Raw genomic sequence first — 17,363 nt, 5'->3', positions numbered from 1 at the left:
AATATCCGACATGGCGTACCACCTAGAAGGATATAGCCCTTTGGTCGCTCTCATAATAAAGGAGCATAATAAAGAGACAGACAATTTAAGAGAAGAGAATGCTTGGTGCGGATTAACATTCAAGCTGCAACACGAATTCATGGATTTGTTAGGTTGATGTTCTGTGGTCATCCGGCCAATTGTTTGATTAATAAAAGGACAGACAATTTATTTGGCTTAGCTAGAAGGATCCTGTATGGACGGAGTGAACAAACGGGGCCAGGGGGAATATGCCTGAATATTACCTGGTCTGGATCTACCGAAAGTCGTGCTAACTGAAAACTAACACGTCACACTGAGTGTAGTGACCATGAGAGATGAATCCGATTGCCTTTCTCTCAAATATTGTCTTGTTATTGTTTTTAGTGAAACAGTGTCAAACAAGATAATGGATGGTGCCGACCTAATCGCAGCTGCTATGATTAAAGCTCAAAACAATAATATTGGATACAAATTTGTTATTGCTGATGATAGTGCCTATGACATGACGGCATGTGTGGCGAAGTTAAATCAAGCCCTTCAACAGCAGCAGTCGAATCTCGTTTTCTCTGCAGATGATATCATTATTCAATCATTCTAAGTATGGGAGCTGATAGGTCTATCTATTGGATTCGCGGTTCACGTATTCAAGAGTTGGGTGGTAAAGATGTCATCGGAGATGTGGACTGGGCTGAGGCTTTGTTCAAAATACAAGGTGATGGGGGCGCTGGAATGATAGCATCAGCTCCTCTATATCGCTGGGCATTCTGGCATGATGAATTAATACAGAATGCGAGTGGCGCAACTAACAAGTCAGTCAAAAATCTGATAAGAATCATTGAGGTTCTAGAGCCAGATTACGATTTTATTCAGCGGTCCAGTGAGGAAGTATGCGGGATGGAATTGGTTCTTGTGGGTGAACAAAAAAACTTTGTTCTCAACCGGGAGGTTAGTAAAGAACTGATAGCTTTGTCGAAAGAGATTGTCGTCTGTGATGTGATGAAATATTATAGTCCAGATGATAAAACTGTTAAACGGCGTCCTGTTGAAAGGAGTATCTATGAACTAGTGTACGGACTGTCAGATAGTTACTATGCGCTTGATAGGCAGCTCGTGTCGTCTGTTTATTATTAATTAATAATAAACAGACGACACTACTGGACTTGTGTGCGGGTGTTGAGGGCCATTCGGAGAAGCATCACCTGGAACTCTTTGGGAAGCACGCTGCATGAGAGTGCTAGAAGAGAAGGGGACATCACACTTCTGTATCTGTGCGTAGTCCAAATTTGCTCATTGTTTCTGGTCGAAAGGTCCTCGGGTTAATTCGGTTGGTTTTTGCAAAGAGCTGTGTTGGGGAGTAACGGCGCAGTTTGGATTTGAGGCATGATGAAGGATGCGTCACTCTCACGATTCATAGAAAAAACAGGCCACTCGACAACGAGTGGCCTGCTCCTGATATGATGTAGATGAAAAGGATTTGCTAGAGGGCTACCTAGACGGTGGCGAGAGCCGCTGGCATGAAGAACTCATCCGGAATGGCGTTCAGGCATGGGGCCACGAGGTCTGGGGTATAGGCATAGCTCTTGATGTCTTCTTCAGTCGTGTGGCCACTGAGGACGAGGACGGAACGGTAGCCCATCTGAACGGCGCCGAGTACGTCGGTGTACATGGTGTCACCCACCATGATGGTCTCATCGGTACGGAGGCCGAGTGTTTTACGGGCCATACGCATCATGATCGGGCTTGGCTTGCCGAGGGAGAAGGCTTTCTTGCCAGTAGCGCTCTCGATCATGGCCACGATGGCACCACAGCCGGGGCGGATGCCTGCGTCGGTCGGGCAGGTGGTGTCCAGGTTGGTGGCGATGAGGGCAGCGCCGTTGGAAACGAGACGCACGGCCTTCTCGATGTTCTCGAAGCTGATGGTGCGGCCTTCGCCGACCACGACGAAATCAGGATCATCATCCACCACGGTGTAGTCGTTCTGGTGGAGAGCTGCTGCGAGACCGTTCTCACCGATGACGTAGGCGGTGCCATCCGGCTTCTTCTCGGAGAGGAAGCGGGCGGTGGCCATGGCGCAGGTGAAGATTTGTTCGCGCTCGGCAGGGATGCCCATGCGCTGGAGTTTCATCGCCATGTCTCGGCGGGTACGCTGACTGTTGTTGGTCAGGAAGAGATAGGGGATATCGTTTTCACGAAGCTTCTCGAGGAAAGCTGCAGAGCCTTCGATGGCGGATTTGCCTTTGTAGATGACTCCATCCATGTCCAAGAGAAAGCCCACGCGGTTTGATTTAGGTGTTTCCATTACTTAATGTGTAGGGTGTTGGTTTAATATCGTTATGAGTGCCTACGCGCATTGGGCTTGGCGGAAAGGAGTAACGAGCTCGCTTTTCCGCTACGCATGATAGCTGACCTCGCTTGAGCATGTAGTGTGCCAGCGGCAGCTGGTGACGGGATTTTTTGAAACTATTTGTGTGATTGCGGGAGTTATGAAAATGGAGGTACAGGAGACATTAATCGATTTCATTCCGCAGTGCTTTTTAGGGCGTCAAGATGTGTCAATGAGGCTGATTCATGGATACAAAAAACGAGCTCTGCTGAGATAGATCAGAGAGCTCGCCATGATGAAGGGGGAATGAATGGTCTAAATGGCTAGCGTTTGCTGCGTTTGCCCACAGCCATGATGCCAATCAGGAGGAGGGCGATGCCACCTCCCACCATGGCCACGTATTCACCGGGGATGATGAAGTAGTTAACCGTGCTGGTTGTATGGCTCTCTTCTATCTCTGTCGCCTCGACCAAAGGAAGTGGCTTGGTGAAATGAATCGTGACAGGCTCCGAGTGGAGGAAAGAAGCGGTGATCAAGGTGTTGCCATCCTTCAGTTCGGTGCTGACTCCTTCTGGCAGTTGATCGCAGAGGTGTTCGCCTTTGAGGGTAATAGTCGTTGGAAGAGGCTCGCTAGCGTCCGTGCGAGCATCCGGGTTGGTGAAGCTGACGATGAGTTCTTTCTCCGTGTTCTCCGTCATGACCAGAGCCGGGATGGAGGTGGATATCAGTGGCGTCTTGATCTGCGTGAGATCAGCATTGGCATTGAAGATCACGTGGCCGATGCTCTTGCTGGTCTTATCCAAGACAATATGAGCCTCCGCGTCCTTTTTGAGGACCCGGTAGGGAAGTGACTTGGCGAAGGCCTCGGTCTCACCTTCCTCCGGTTGGACTAATACCGCGTATTGATAGCCTGCATCCTGTGGGTCGATGCCATGCTCGATCCAGGCGGTGGCGTAGTTTCCTTTGGTGTCCTTCTTGTCTGAACCATCACGTGAGCTCTGCTCGCCGATGCGCAGATGGACCTGGTCCTGTTTGGAAGTGATGTAGCTGTTTCCGTAGGGGTCTGTTAGGGCGGTGATCTCCCCTGTATAATCTTTGGCAATGACAGAGTCGGCCAAGCTGAAATTTTCTCCGTTCACGATGGTCGTGTTAAACTCATCCGTTAGAAATTTTTGGAAGAGGTTGGTGCGTGCCGGGTAGCTAACATGTTTTGTGGAAATGTTAGATCCCAAGCAGATGATTCGATTGTCAAAGAAGAACCAGGACTTGAGGGCTTTGAAGGGTTCTGGTTTGGGAGAGTCTTTAGCCCGGTCACGCATGACGAGGTCTGAGGCGGCGCTGTTTTGCGTGAGTACGAAGACTCCATTGCGCTGGTCGTGAGAGAGGCCGCCAACGAATGTTTCCTGGCTGCGGGGCATGCGGGTGCCATTGCCGTTGGCGATCTTGTCGAGCGGCGAATGAAAGGTCGTGGCTCCTTCAATGGCGCACCAGTCATAGCCTTCGTTGGGTCTGGTGCCGGAGCCTAGGACGGTGGGTAGCTTTGCAGGGTGCGTGAGTAGCTCAAGCTGGCCCATGGAGAGGTAGTAGCCGTGGCGGTTGGCATTGGCGTAGCTTTCCCCAGAGGCTGCATACTTGGAGTAGCCTTTGACACCGGCCAGCCAGTCCTGGCGGCGGTGCATGCCGAGAGCTGCATAGGGCATAGTGTCAAAGCCATTGGGTGAGGTTTCCGCTTGGTAGCCTTGGAATTCGGGCTTTTCTGCCTGATCCGGTTGGAAGCGAAGATAGGCCGCTGTCAGCTCGCTATCCCATTTGCCCTCCCGGTAGGGGGCATAGGCTTTGGCGAGGTTCAAGAAGGCGCCTACGGGAACCTTCTGGGTGCCGGCTGGGTTTCTGCCGGAGAGCGACCAAAGTGTCGTGCGGCCTGAGTACCAGCGCATTTTCATGACGGCAAGTTTGGCCATATCCAGCCCTTCTTCCGCCACGGCAAAACCGGCTTGGCTCATGAGTGCGAGCGTGCCGGAGACTGAGTTCATGCCCATGCTGCCATAAGCGAAGTAATGGAAACCATGGTGGAAGATGGAGCCGTCCGGCTTGATGGATGTCTGGAGTTGCTTGCCCAGCACATCTCGGAAGGTCTCTACGTGGTGGTAGCGCTCCACGGGGTCGGCATGCATGTTGGCGATGCGCAGGAGGCGTAGGGCCTCGTTATGGAAGTAGTCCATCGACTCGTGGTGATTCTCACCGAAGACCTGATCGTCGTAGTGGTAGGCCCACTTGAGGTAGTTGAGGGTGATGTCTACATTGCCATGTTCCTTGAGGGCATCTCTCATTTTGGTGGCGGCATCCACATAGAGGCGGCCCACGTAGTTGTTGGCCTTGCCGCAGGCACCATTGACGACCAAGCCTTGCTCCTGCAGCCAGTCGTGCGTGGTGTGGAAGGTCTTTGCCAGCTTGGCTTTCATTTCCGGGTCGGCACAGCGGCACCAGTCATTGGCAATGCTGTTGAGGAAGCCAAAGTAGTTGGCCAGTCCCTGGTCGATGGGGTTGCCCATTTGCCACTTCTTGTCCTGGATCGTTTTCTGGTAGCGCGCGATGATCTGCTCCCATTGCTGCCTGCTGACTTTTGGGTTGGGGCTCGGAAGGAGCTCCTTGGAAAGCTGGTCGAGCTTGAGCAGATCCTCGGCGCTAGGTTGGGCTGCGCCGGAGAAGTCGTGCTTCTCTGGTAGCCAGATCTCGGTGATCGCGTTGCGGCCCGCCCTGAAGTCCAGCGGCTTGTTGTAGATGATCTTGTCAAAGATCGCATAGCCTGGCTTTTCCACGTCCTTGGCAGTGATGCGGATGTTGTCCAGCTTGTCGCGCAGCTTGGGTTTGGTCCATTCGATCTTGGAGTGCCAGCTGTAGTGGTAGACGAGCTTTTGCCAGCCAGTATGAGAGAATGGGACCTCAATGAGCCCTGCTGTCTCCTCTCCGGCGCGGATCTCTACCAGCAGCTTGCCTTGGCCGGTCTCGGGCAAATAGACGGGGAGTGTGAGTGCGGAGCGTGAGTAGTTTCCGTAGCCTGTGTAGACATTGATGTTTCCCAGAGCTCCGGTGTTGAGTGTCAACGTGGCTCCCTCTGTAAAGTCCCAGCGTAGCGCTTGGCTGCCGTCCTGGATATGATCCTTGGTCAGTGAGAGCGACCCTCCCTTGGTAAAGTAGTTGGGGGGGATCTGGTCCTTCTCAAAGGAGACGGGCTCATCCAAGCTTTGAGCACTGAGGCTCAGCGGGATCAGAAATGGTAGGATTTTTAGAGCGGAGTGAAACATTCTTGTAATACAGGTAGAGGGGGCCAGACTTTCAATGATGACATGTTATTCTTGCGTCATTTCCCGGCTAGATCGATCTGAGCCTAAAAGAGGACCAGTAAGACTTTGGCATATTTTGCAAGAATTGAGCCCAAAGGTACATATAATTAAGATCAAGTTCACCTCAGGGGTGGGCAACGCAAACACCGAACCTTCTATCTACAGCCCAATGAAATTTACTGTTCTCTATCTACTGAGCCTTTTTGCGGCGTGCCTGACGCAGGCCGCGGAGAAGCCGAATATCATTCTTTTTATCACCGATGACCAATCACCGATAGCCGGATGCTACGGAAATAAAGTCATCAAAACACCAAATCTGGATGCCCTTGCAGCTGAGGGTACCACTTTTACCGAAGCCTTTGCGACAACCGCCAGCTGTTCAGCGAGTCGTTCGGTGATCCTCACAGGTATACAGAATCATGCCAATGGTCAGTTTGGTCACACCCACGATTACCATCACTTCACTACCTACAAGACCATGGCGGCGTTGAGCCTGCCGCTTCAGCTGGCACACCATGGCTACCGTACAGCTACTATTGGCAAGTACCACGTAGCACCAGAGTCGGTTTACCATTTTGAAAACTACCTCCGTAGCTCATTCCACAAGGCAGTGGGAATGGCAAACGGCTGCGAGTCATTCATCAGTGAAGAGAGCGACAAGCCATTCTTTCTGTACTTTGCAACACATGATCCGCACCGCAGTGGGGGAGTGGACAAGACATCCCCGCTCACGCTTAAGGCTAACCTGTTCGGAAACTTGGCTGATAAAAAACATCACAAGGGGGTGAATGAAGTCTTCTATGACCCAAATGAGGTCGTTGTTCCTGAGTTCTTGCCCGATACACCGGAGTGTCGAGAGGAAATCGCCCAGTACTATCAGTCATGCTCTCGAGTGGACCAAGGCTTAGGCCGTCTCATTGAAATTCTCAAGAAGCACGGTAAGTGGGATAACACCATTATCATTTTCTCCGCTGACCACGGCATGGCCTTCCCTGGGGCGAAGACTACCGTCTACGAGGCAGGCCTGCGTGTGCCATTCGTCGTCCGTGATCCAAAGCAGAAGAACAAAGGCGTGGTGAACAACGCGCTGATCTCCCATGTGGACATTACCCCGACTATCCTCGATATGGCTGGTGGCTATGACGTGGCGAAGCAGGCACCGAAGACACTTTTGAAGTACAAGCCGACTGAGAAATTTGAAAACCAGGGGCATCCTGCCAAAAAGTACCAGGGCCGCTCCTGGTATGGGCTGCTTGGTACAGAGGAGTCCGATGGGTGGGATCACATCATGGCATCTCACACTTTCCACGAGATCCAGATGTACTATCCGATGCGTGTATATCGCGACCGCAAGTACAAGCTCATCTGGAACATCGCCCACGGTCTACCTTACCCCTTTGCCTCGGACCTCTGGATTGCTTCCAGCTGGCAGGCCCAGTACCAGCAGGGCAAGGATGCCAAATACGGCAACCGTACCGTGGACTCCTACATCAACCGCCCGGAGTTCGAGCTGTTTGACATCCAGAAAGATCCAGCGGAAGCCAACAACCTGGCCTCTGATCCGGCCTTCGCCAAGGTGCTCGAAGAGTACAAGGAGAAGCTCAAAAAGGTCCAGCGTGAGACCAGGGATCCATGGAGGCTCAAGTGGAGCTACGAGTAGTCCCTCTTTCAGCATAGAGGCACGTTAGAATCATCACACGTGTAACAAGGACGGAACTTGGCTGCAGCTGGGTTCCGTTTTTTGATGGAAATGAAAAAGCTCCGCGAGAGGGCGGAGCTGGCAGATGGAATGATGTTCCTAAATGGCTAGTCGCGTTTGCGCCTGAGTAGTAGGCCGAAGACTCCGAGACCTAACAAGGTGCTGCTGGATGGTTCTGGAACTTCGTTGACTCGGAACTCGCCGAGACCGACTCGGTCGCCACCACCAGCGAAGTCGCCAGCGTAATTGTCTGTCACGGTGACTTGGATATAGCGAGCCGTCACACCTCCTGCGGAGAAGTCTTGGGCTGAATTTGTGCCGCCTAGGTCAGGGACGCTCTGCATGTTGATGTCCAGATCACTGGCACCTCCGAAACTTAAGCCGTTTGCTTCCGTGCTGAATCTTATTTCCAGAGTCTTTGCATGGTTGCCCGGAGTGCCACCTCCATTGTTCTCGTATTGCCAGAAAACCAGGTCAGCAATGGCGATGTCTGCACCGAGATCGAATACTAGGACGGGTATGGTTCCTGCGATAAAGTAGTCCGAGCCAGAAGCGTTGGTGACCCAGGATGTGTCGAAGCCCCCGTCATAGACGTGGTTGGCTGATAAGGCCGTGGCCAGGCTGTCCCCGTTTTCCACCGGACTGAGAAGGCCTGCACCGTTCACCATTTGTTGTGGAGATGAGGTGCTAAACGTATTCGGCGTGGAGCTTCCGGCCACATAGGTGGGCACGACGATAGCAGCCTGCGCGCCTCCGGCGGCTAATAGTGAGCAAAGGACTAGTGGGCATTTTTTCATAACGACTAACTGTCATGCTACTACACGAAGGTAGTCAGCGTCAACATCCTAAGATTTTAATCGACAGTGGTTTCAATCCGATAGAAGGCCTTTCCTGATGAAGGGGTGACTGGAAGAGTCACAGGTTGGCCGGTGGCGATGCCGCTGGAGATCTCAGTCCAGGTAATGAGGTCACTAGATTGCAGGAGGCGATACCTGCGCGATGTCGTTGTCAGGCCGCTGTTGGCCGCAGACGGGACGGTGAAGGTGATACTGTTTCCATTTAGCTGGAGAGGAATGCGGTCTTGCTGAGTAGGAATGAGTCCTTTCTGGAATTCCTGAACCAAGGTGTAGCCGTCCCCATCGTCGTCATTGTCAGCATTCTGCTCCAGAGAGCCAAAGTGGTAGATTTCCCATTCGTCGGCAATCTGGTCGGCATCGCTGTCGGTGAAGTAGGGGATATTCTGGAAAAAATGGCCGCGTGCCCAGCTGGTGGTGTAGCTGCCAGTTCCCTCTGTGAAGGAAGTACTCACGGTGGGGTCATCGCCGACGGTGGTCTGGTAGAGGCCCCATTCCTCGCACACATGGGGAGCCCAGCTGGATTTGACCGAGCCGGCAGGGGCGTAGACGGAAGCGACGTTGAAGCCGCTGCTACCGCCTCCCTGGCTCAGGTGCATGTCCAGTCCCAGGTTGGCAACCTGCAGTGGTGTGCTATCCGGGGTGCCATCACCAGTGGTGTCTATCGAGGTCTGCTTGAAACCATCGTGGAAAAAGGGACGGGTACTGCTACGGTGGACATAGAACTTTTTAACCTGCCAGGCGGGCAAACCATCGATTTCCATCGATTCATCCGCCGCATAGAGTACGGCATCTGCAGTGGCTAGCGCGGCTGCCTTGTGGTTGTTGTGGCCGTATTCGCCATTGAAGTCGTGACCAGCCACGACATCTGGCCGGTAGCGGCGGATGTAGGATGCGAGTCTGGTGGCAGCGATCTGGCGTCCGGTGTCGGCTCCCTGACCATCCAGGGATCCATCCGCCCACCAGTCCCAGGTATCGTCTATGCTCACAGGGGCGTCCTTGAACCTGGGGAAGATCGGCTGGAGTCTGCTGCCGTAGGCCCAGACGGCATCGCGGAATTCTTTCTCCCTGACTTCGGGGGCGCGATTATGGTCACCGCTGGTGACGGACACACAGAGGGTAGGTACTTTGAGAGTCTGGCTGTAGTAGGGAATCACACCGCCGAAGAAGATGCCTTCATCGTCTGGGTGGCAGGAGAAGACCATGAGCCGCACCTTGTCAGGTCGAGCCAACCAGGCACGGCCGTCCTCATTGACTTGAGGGTTGCTACCGAGGAAATACTCCTCGCGGTTTGGCAGACCGTCTTGGTCTGGATCTCCCTCTGCGCCACTGTTCGCATCGGTAGATCCGTTGTCCGTGGCGTCCAGTCCGTGAGTGGTTTCCCAGGTGTTTGGCAAACCGTCTCCATCGGCATCCGTGTTGGGATCTGTAGGGTCCAGAGGATCGCTCTGCAGTTGATTGACTTCCTCACCATCAGAGAATCCGTCGTTATCCGAATCTTCATCCAGAGGGTCAGTGCCCGCGCTGATTTCCTCGCCGTCCTCCAGGCCGTCTTGATCGCTGTCTTTCAGAGTAGGATTGGTGCCTCGCTGGAATTCCTCAGAGTTCAGCAATCCGTCCGCATCGGCGTCAGCATTGGCTGCTCCATCGGTCTGGAGATCGAGCTCGTAGTTCTCGATCCATTGCTCATAGGTGAGCGGAGCGGAGGGACTGTAGACTTCCTCAATCTCCTGAGTGCTCATCTCATGATCATAGATCCGTAACTCATCGATCTTTCCATGGAAGAACTGTGGATTGGACGGGAGCGCCAGCCCTCCGATGATAAAGCGTCCTGAGCTGGCATTGAGTCCAGCCGCAGACGAGTTGACTTGGGAGATGAGCTGACCGTCCACGTACATCGCCACCTGATTGATGGGATTGCCTTTGTAAACATAGGCGAGGTGGTGCCAGGTGTTTGCGCTGATGGTCGAGTTCGTGCTCGTGTCGTAATCCTTGATGCCGTAGGTCGTTGCCCGCAGCGAGGAGGTGGACTGGATGCCGGTACCCCAACCCGTAGCCGAGAAGCCGGAACTCATGTCTGCCGAGATGACTCTCTGCAGGCCGCTGGCCGAGCTGTCCAGCCTGATCCAGTGGCAGACGGTGAATCCATCACCATCACTAGTCAGCCCGCTGGTGTAGGCCTGACCGGATGTGGCTGGCAGTGACAGGTAATCACCAGTACCATCCAGTGCAAGAGAGCCGCTTCCCTGTGCTGCGTCGTTTGAAATATGGGCGTCTCCCGTGAGTGTTCCATGCTGGGCTGCCGAGCCGGAGTCATGGCCCGGGTCTGATGCCTCATCGAATGAAAACGAAGAGACCAATCCAGCATGAGCCGGACTGGTTAATGGTATCAAGATGAGCAGTCTCTTAAGCATCGGGAGGCAGACAAGAGTAAGAAGAGCCCGGCAATGGATCTCGTCAAATTTTTACTATATAGTAATATGCCTTCTCGGAGCTCAAGCTGACAAGAAAAATGAAGAACTGGCCATGAAAGCCAGCGTGGAACCCCGAAAGATGATGCCTATTCGGGAGATGTACGCTGAGTGCGTCGGTGCTTACCAGCGGAGTACTCTGGCGTTCTGCTTTTTACCAGATTTGTGGAGTGTGGTGAGGTCTCTAGGTTCCTCGGGAGGAGTTGCTTCCTTTGTTTGTTGAAAGGGGGAGACGCTTGGTTCGGTTTCCAGATTACGGTACTTTTCCATGAAGTCCCGTTTGCTGTTGCGGGAATTCATATGCCAGATGGCAAGAGAGCAGGTCAGTAATGCGATGATCCCGATTTGAAGAACCACACTTTGCTTGATTCTTTTGATCATGGGAGGGGTTGCCTGGAGAGGCTTGTTTGGGTTGTGTCGCATAATATTTCTCCGAAATCTCTAATAATCAACACAAAACATCCTGTTTAGCAGATTGATGACGAAAGACTTATAAAGTTGCATAGTGTGCTTATTAAGCTGTTTCGGAGATTGAAACTCTTTTCAGATTATGATACGGCCATCCTTTTTTTGTGTGAATGGATAAGGGGGCGTGCAGGCACCCGGAACTGATGAAGATAAATCTTTGCAAGCTGATTCATCGGCTTAGGCTGCGCAGTATGAAAAGCTTCATGTACGTCGTCATTGCTTTATTCAGTGTCATCTTGATCTCCTGTGAGCGAACCAAGAACAGTGGACTTAAGACTTGGGGTGAGCTGCCCATCGCTCACAGCTTCTCTGATAAGCTTGAAGATGGAGCGGATCTAAGTGATGAGATGGTGTTGAAGGTCGTGTTTGAGGAAGAAATTGCAAAAGAGGGCCTCGATAGAGGAGGGGAGGCATTCTTTGTCCGCGGGGTGTTATGGACCGAGCAGGAGAGGGTCTATTATACATGGTTGTGCCGTGTACCAGTGCAGGGAAATTTTGAATTTATGTTAGAGAATGAGACCCATGTGCCTTGAGTTTAGGGGGTAAAAAAAGGGCATCCCCGAGAGGATGCCCTAACACTCTTGATAACACACAGAAAGTGTTTGTTGATTAGCGTCTGCGGCGCAGCAGGAAACCGAGTCCTGTTAGACCGATCAAAGCGGTGCTTGATGGTTCAGGAACGGCAGCGAGAGCAGCAATTTGTCCTGAGGTCAGAGCTTCGTCATAAAGGCGCACATCATCGAGGCCGCCCTTGAAGTCACGGCCGGTATCCTGATAACTGTCACCCATGCGGAGTGGACCAGTACCAGTATTGATGCTCTGGGCGTTTGCGAAGGAACCTACAAAGCTGCCGTCGATGTAGTAGTCCACATCATTGACAGTGGAAGTGGAGTTGTTCACCACGATGGCAACATGGTGCCAGGAGCCATCGACGATGTCGGAGGCGGTGGTGGATCCACCACTCTGGACTTCCAGTCTCAGGTTCTCACCATCCAGGCGAACATCAAAACGAGTGCCTCCACCAGCTCCTGATCCGAGAGAGATCAGGGTAGCGTTGGTGTCACCTGTATCTCCTTCGGCGGCCATCACCCAGAAGCTCAGGGTGCGAACATCGGAGGAGCTCCAGTCGAAGGTGTTGGTGGACACCGCGCCGTCACCGCCAGCGGTATCCGTAAGAGGGGAGCCTGCGAGGTCGAGATAACCTCCGCCTACGGCTGCGCCGGAGTTGTTGATTGAGCCGGAATCTCCCAGGATAGCCTCGCCACCAGAGGTGCCGGAGTCTGTGCCGTCGGAGTCGAAGGTATAGTGTGCAATGAGGGCAGCGTTGGCGCATGGAACCAGTGCCAGAGCTGACATCAGAGTAATTGTTTTCAGCATGTGTACTATGGGATTTGTTTGAGGTTAGTTAGTTATGGGGGGAGTACCTATCCTCAAGAGTCGGCTGGATTGCGGCAAATCTAATTCTAAGTAAATCACTTAGTAATAAACCCCTAACAATGAACATTGTGATCATTGTTAGGGTTGACTCAAAGTTTGATCGAGAGTCTGCAGTGGTGTGGATGACTCAATCGACACAGATGAACTCACCCTGGGGAGTCATGTCACTGGTATAGGGGACGGGAGGGTAGGCTGGATTGAGGGATTCCAAAAAGCCCCGGGTTTTGCCATCGACTTTGCGGCGAACGAATTTTTTGAGCACCTGTCCGTCATCCAGGTTCCAGGCGTAGATGTGGTTCTTAGCAGCGTAGGGTTGCCCCTCTGGCATGGCCTTGATGATGGCCAGCGATCCATCCGGGATGGCAGCAGAGCTACCATCATCCATAGAGTCGCCCATGACTCTGAGGGCGTAGCAATCGGCAGGATAAGCTTTGGAGACGGCAACCTCATCCAGGGGATCTCCTGATATAGCGCTACCGGCAGCTACGGCTCCCAAGAGCGGCAAGCTATAGCTCTCATCCTGTTCATCTTCTTCGTCACTGGGCGGATCCACCAGATGAAGGTGGGTGACTTTGTTGTTTGCAATGTCTGGGAGCTCGCACTGACGGACCTCATCCAGATGTAAACTAGCCTCTCTGGTATCGGGCTCCAGCAGGCCGCCATAGTGGATGAAGTGCTTGAGAGACTCCGTGAGAAAGTCCTCGCGGGAGTCGAAGCCCCCCAAACGCACACATTCATCCAGTAGTTTGTGCTCCAGATCGCCAAGTGGCAGGTGAGAGATCTCATCGTTGAACAGGCGGTCCAGCTGGATCAAGGCGGAGCCTGAGGGGTTTCTTTGTCCCTTCTCCCACTTGCTGACGGTGGCTTTGGTCACCCCACAGAGTTGTCCGAGTTGCTCCTGACTCATCTTCCTGTGTTTCCGGAACGCCTTGATCTCGTCTGGATTCATGGTGAGTAGTCTAAGGAAAAAGTATCCAATGTCGACTAATATCCTTGACCAATGGTATCCAATGTATATAAAAGGGGTGTGATGTGTGTCCTATGTCGATTTAAGGCAGGGAGCTGAACAGTGTGTGTTTGTACGAAGCTTGGAGCTAAATATCAGTGTACGTGGCAGGATATTTTCAATCTCAGAGCAGACAATCACGCCGAATTATCTAACATGAAGAAAATGACTGTGATGAAGACGAGTGCCCCATTGTGCTATGCGGATGTTGCGGAGGTAAAGTGTGAAGAGTTCTATGAAGATCAATATAAAGCCGGTGCAGAAGAGCTGTTTGATAATACGTCTTATGACCGACTGAAGGTCTATCTGGAAAAGCATGGGGGACTTGAGGGTGTGCATGCTGATGTTGTTAGAGCTGGTGATACTTTTGTCTATCGACCAGGTGTCATACGCAGACATGGCTATGTGCCGGGCGAACAGAGGGGGCAGGTGTATGCCGTGTATGCGAAGGCCCACATCAAGGGTGGGGCTACAAGGTGTGTCATACTTGCTCGCCATGAAGTGGAGATAGATATGGATGCGAAGCATGGTGGAAATCCAGATGGAGACTGGGAGAATCTGGCTAAAGTCGTGGCGCTCAGGAGTTTGGCGGAAGCGCTTCCATTGCCGTCCGCGGTGCTCCAGAGCTGCCGGACTTGGTCTGCCAAATAGTTGTGCCAGATTTGTCATGAGAAAGTGGATGCAAACAGGTGGATGAGGTGCATAGTTGGCGCAGGTCGGACAGGATACTGCCCGACCAAAGATCAGTGAAGTTTTGCCTGAGGCTGTGTGTTTCGGTCTCAGGAATACTGGTACGCTTGAGCAGGCGTACTTGTGTGAGGTAGACCTTCTGCTGCATCGGACCTTGTTATCGAATATGGCTTGGTAGTCCTTTTTATGGGTTTAGCGACTGCTGAGTTGGTTACAGGGTAGATAGCAGCAGGGGGTCGAATCGCCTCTCCGGCGGTGAATAAGCCAGCAGTATTCAGCCAATAGGTGAATCAGGAAGATGGTTAGAGTGTGCTCAGTAGAGCTGAGGCTGGGGAAGGCTCTGGAAAATCAAGATGAGCATGACGAGGCCTGCCATGATGCCCAAGGTGAGCAAGATATACATAGCACGGTCTGTGCTGCTTTGTTCGTTCTTCATGATACCGGGGGGGGGACGTACTGATCAAAGACAACTTTAAATACGGATACGAGTGGAGAGATATTACAATCTCGCCAGACAAAAGCCCCCATATAGGGGGCTGGAGTGTGGACTTCCATGAAGACGGGGAGAGCTTTTATTTAGGCAACTCGTCGATGTTTGCCATGGTCCAGAGTGTGAGACCGAATGAGGTGAGCTGCAGCTCTTTGACAAGACGCGCTTTGGGAATCTCGTTGGTGGAAAGGTCCGGGCTGATAGGGTTTCTCCGGCATACCATGACTGAGCGCTTTCCTGCTGCAGCTTCGTAAACCCAGGCAGAGCCATCGAGAGTTTCACTTTGCCAAGGCTCTTTGGGCAGTGATTGCAGGGGGGCCAGGGTGTAGATGGACTTCAGAGCCTTGGTCTGTGCCTGAGTCAGCGTAATGAGCCTATCCAGAGTGATGGTGGTATAGGAGGTGGTAGCCTGAATGGTGTCCACCTTGAGCACTTTGACGTGCAAGGTAGAGGTGCCGTCCCGTCTTTCCGGATGCCAGATCATCATTACCGGTGATTGATTCCCGCGCAAAACGGTGATTCTGATCACGGGCTTCCCATCGGGGGATCCATTATCAAGTCGAGGTTCATTGAACCGGTCGAGAAGATGCTCGCTCAGGTATTGCTCTGAGGCGGGCAGTTGCACGATCTCTGCTTTAGGCGGAGATGTAGAGGCGGGGACTGTCTGTCCATAAACACAGGCAGGCAGCGCAAGTAGCAGGGCTATGGGGAGCGCTTTCATGATGACACAAACACTTTAGGTGGATATCACTTATCGCACGGATCTCACTAAATTCCAAGGATTTGTTGATTATTTGGGAATAGATTTAAAGGCCGGGATCCAGTGTTGATCTTGCTTGCTCAAGCCAGAACAAAAAGCGCCATGAAGCAGGGCTTCATGGCGGATTCTAGAATCACTTTTTGTATCACACAGAGCTACCAGATTTTCACGGTCCAGGAACTCGACTGGGAGGCTCCTGGACTTTGACACACACACTGGGGAGTCTATCTAACGCGTCATTAGACGCACCCGACTCCTAAGTATTCACGAAAACCTGAAGAAAAAAGATGGTTAGCTCAGGATGTCTTTGACGACTTGGCCGTGGACGTCTGTTAGGCGGAAGTTTCTGCCCTGGTATTTGTAGGTGAGTTTGGTGTGATCAATGCCCAAGAGGTGCATCATGGTGGCGTGCAGGTCGTGCACATGGACTGCATTCGGGTTGTAATGGTGCTTGTCCGGGTGAACGGGGTTGCCGTCCTTGTCCACAATGTTGTAGCCGAACTGGTCGGTCTGGCCGTGGGTGATGCCGGGCTTGACGCCGCCGCCAGCCATCCAGATCGGGAAGCAGCGTGGGTGGTGGTCGCGGCCATAGGTGTCCTTGGTCAACTTACCCTGACTGTAGGAGGTGCGCCCGAACTCGCCTCCCCATACTACGAGGGTATCATCTAACATGCCTCGCTGCTTGAGATCTTTGATAAGTGCTGCAGATGCCTGGTCGGTATCCTTGCACTGTCCTGGAAGCTGTTTGGGAAGTGTAAAGTGCTGGTCCCAGCCCATGTGGAACAGCTGGGTGAACTGCACGCCACGTTCGGCCAGTCGACGCGCCATGAGGCAGTTGTAGGCGTAGGAGCCGCGCTTGTGGACATCAGGGCCATACATGTCGAGAATGTGCTTGGGCTCGTCGGAGAAATCAGTGAGCTCTGGTACAGAGGTCTGCATGCGGTAGGCCAGCTCGTACTGCTGGATACGGGCATAGATCTCTGGGTCGCCAAAGTCCTCGAGCTTCTTCTCATTGAGCTTGGCCACTTGGTCGAGCATCTTGCGGCGTGCCTGACCACTCATCCCTTTCGGGTTCTGTAGATAGAGAACGGGGTCACCGATGGACATGAACTTCACGCCGGCGTGTTCGGTGGGGAGGAATCCGCTGCCCCAGAGACGGTCATAGAGTGGCTGGCAGTTCGGGCGGCCAGTGCCGCGGGAAACCATGGCTACGAAGCTGGGCAGGTCCTTGTTCATGGTGCCAAGTCCATAGGAAAGCCAGGAGCCGAAGCTCGGGCGGCCGGCGATCTGGGCGCCTGTCTGGAAGAAGGTCACGGCTGGATCGTGGTTGATCGCTTCCGTGTACATGTTTTTCAGAATGCAGATTTCGTCTGAAATGCTGGCGATATGGGGAAGCAGTTCACTGATCTCTGCGCCGCTCTTGCCATGTTTCTCAAACTTGTAATGCGTGCCGGCGAAGGGGAAGCTGGCCTGGTTTTTGGTCATGCCAGTGACTCGCTGGGTCATTTTGAGATGCTCGCGCATGTCCTCGCCATTCAGCTTCTGTAGCATCGGCTTGTGGTCGAAGAGGTCCTGGGGTGACGGGCCGCCGCTTTGGAAGAGGTAGATCACTCGCTTGGCCTTAGGGGCGAACTGAGTCAGGCCATTGGCAAAGACCGGGCTGCCGGCAAAGAGATCGTCTTTGAGCAAGCTGCCGAGTGCGAGAGCACCGATGCCTTGAGCCATCTTGCCAAAGAAATGGCGGCGGGTCTGCAGCATGCGGTTGTCATCGATTGGATTGTTAGAAATCATGGCTTGGTC

At 52.9% G+C, this 17,363-nt stretch carries 15 protein-coding genes; 5 read left to right on the top strand and 10 right to left on the bottom strand.

From position 1 onward, the window contains the following. The first annotated feature begins 349 nt into the window (after positions 1 to 349). Both BUB27_RS00430 and BUB27_RS00425 read left to right on the top strand, forming a co-directional pair. Positions 350 to 619, top strand: coding sequence for a hypothetical protein (locus BUB27_RS00430; protein ID WP_143157568.1), 270 nt, complete (start codon positions 350 to 352; stop codon positions 617 to 619). A 2-nt stretch (positions 620 to 621) separates the two neighbouring features. Further along, positions 622 to 1,152 carry a hypothetical protein gene (locus BUB27_RS00425; RefSeq protein ID WP_143157567.1) on the top strand — a complete coding sequence of 177 codons (531 nt, stop codon included), beginning with the start codon at positions 622 to 624 and terminating at the stop codon, positions 1,150 to 1,152. A 358-nt stretch (positions 1,153 to 1,510) separates the two neighbouring features. On the opposite strand, the gene BUB27_RS00420 is transcribed toward BUB27_RS00425, so the two are convergent. Together BUB27_RS00420 and BUB27_RS00415 are read right to left on the bottom strand one after the other, a co-directional pair. Beyond that, positions 1,511 to 2,320, bottom strand: coding sequence for an HAD-IIA family hydrolase (locus BUB27_RS00420; protein ID WP_200797030.1), 810 nt, complete (start codon positions 2,318 to 2,320; stop codon positions 1,511 to 1,513). Between the two features lie 347 nt (positions 2,321 to 2,667). After that, entirely contained in the window at positions 2,668 to 5,649 is a 2,982-nt protein-coding gene (locus BUB27_RS00415; protein ID WP_143157566.1) for a chondroitinase family polysaccharide lyase, read from the bottom strand. A 208-nt stretch (positions 5,650 to 5,857) separates the two neighbouring features. Here BUB27_RS00415 and BUB27_RS00410 point away from each other — a divergent pair, with 208 nt between their 5' ends. Continuing rightward, positions 5,858 to 7,348: a sulfatase family protein gene (locus BUB27_RS00410; RefSeq protein WP_143157565.1), complete on the top strand. Its 1,491-nt coding sequence runs from the start codon at positions 5,858 to 5,860 to the stop codon at positions 7,346 to 7,348. Between the two features lie 146 nt (positions 7,349 to 7,494). On the opposite strand, the gene BUB27_RS00405 is transcribed toward BUB27_RS00410, so the two are convergent. From BUB27_RS00405 to BUB27_RS00395, 3 genes are all read right to left on the bottom strand, one after another. Beyond that, positions 7,495 to 8,184, bottom strand: coding sequence for a PEP-CTERM sorting domain-containing protein (locus BUB27_RS00405; RefSeq protein WP_143157564.1), 690 nt, complete (start codon positions 8,182 to 8,184; stop codon positions 7,495 to 7,497). A gap of 56 nt (positions 8,185 to 8,240) precedes the next feature. Further along, a complete protein-coding gene (locus BUB27_RS00400; RefSeq protein ID WP_159434704.1) occupies positions 8,241 to 10,634 on the bottom strand; it encodes a LamG-like jellyroll fold domain-containing protein in 2,394 nt (797 codons plus the stop codon). A gap of 201 nt (positions 10,635 to 10,835) precedes the next feature. Continuing rightward, positions 10,836 to 11,093 carry a hypothetical protein gene (locus BUB27_RS00395; protein WP_143157562.1) on the bottom strand — a complete coding sequence of 86 codons (258 nt, stop codon included), beginning with the start codon at positions 11,091 to 11,093 and terminating at the stop codon, positions 10,836 to 10,838. Between the two features lie 278 nt (positions 11,094 to 11,371). Between BUB27_RS00395 and BUB27_RS00390 the strand changes: the two genes are divergently transcribed. Further along, positions 11,372 to 11,713: a hypothetical protein gene (locus BUB27_RS00390; RefSeq protein ID WP_143157561.1), complete on the top strand. Its 342-nt coding sequence runs from the start codon at positions 11,372 to 11,374 to the stop codon at positions 11,711 to 11,713. A 76-nt stretch (positions 11,714 to 11,789) separates the two neighbouring features. On the opposite strand, the gene BUB27_RS00385 is transcribed toward BUB27_RS00390, so the two are convergent. Next, entirely contained in the window at positions 11,790 to 12,557 is a 768-nt protein-coding gene (locus BUB27_RS00385) for a LamG-like jellyroll fold domain-containing protein (RefSeq protein WP_143157560.1), read from the bottom strand. A gap of 187 nt (positions 12,558 to 12,744) precedes the next feature. Further along, the gene (locus tag BUB27_RS00380; RefSeq protein WP_143157559.1) at positions 12,745 to 13,566 is read right to left on the bottom strand and encodes a LexA family transcriptional regulator; all 822 of its coding nucleotides are present in this window, start codon (positions 13,564 to 13,566) and stop codon (positions 12,745 to 12,747) included. Positions 13,567 to 13,779: 213 nt separating this feature from the next. Between BUB27_RS00380 and BUB27_RS00375 the strand changes: the two genes are divergently transcribed. Then, positions 13,780 to 14,274 (top strand): recombinase RecT, encoded by a 495-nt coding sequence (locus BUB27_RS00375; protein ID WP_143157558.1) that lies wholly within the window; start codon positions 13,780 to 13,782, stop codon positions 14,272 to 14,274. 352 nt (positions 14,275 to 14,626) lie between these two features. Here the strand turns inward: BUB27_RS00375 and BUB27_RS19150 are convergent, their stop codons facing one another. The 3 genes from BUB27_RS19150 to BUB27_RS00365 all read right to left on the bottom strand — a co-directional run bounded on the left by BUB27_RS19150 (position 14,627) and on the right by BUB27_RS00365 (position 17,354). Beyond that, the gene (locus tag BUB27_RS19150) at positions 14,627 to 14,749 is read right to left on the bottom strand and encodes a hypothetical protein (RefSeq protein ID WP_268793956.1); all 123 of its coding nucleotides are present in this window, start codon (positions 14,747 to 14,749) and stop codon (positions 14,627 to 14,629) included. Positions 14,750 to 14,885: 136 nt separating this feature from the next. Further along, positions 14,886 to 15,524, bottom strand: a complete 639-nt coding sequence (locus BUB27_RS00370; protein WP_143157557.1) for a hypothetical protein — start codon at positions 15,522 to 15,524, stop codon at positions 14,886 to 14,888. Between the two features lie 330 nt (positions 15,525 to 15,854). Next, the gene (locus BUB27_RS00365) at positions 15,855 to 17,354 is read right to left on the bottom strand and encodes a DUF1501 domain-containing protein (protein WP_143157556.1); all 1,500 of its coding nucleotides are present in this window, start codon (positions 17,352 to 17,354) and stop codon (positions 15,855 to 15,857) included. Positions 17,355 to 17,363: the final 9 nt, after the last annotated feature.

This window comes from Rubritalea squalenifaciens DSM 18772, from assembly GCF_900141815.1.
GTDB lineage: Bacteria > Verrucomicrobiota > Verrucomicrobiia > Verrucomicrobiales > Akkermansiaceae > Rubritalea > Rubritalea squalenifaciens.
The sequence above is the reverse complement of the archived record's forward strand: the minus strand, read 5'-3'. Positions and strand labels throughout refer to the sequence as shown.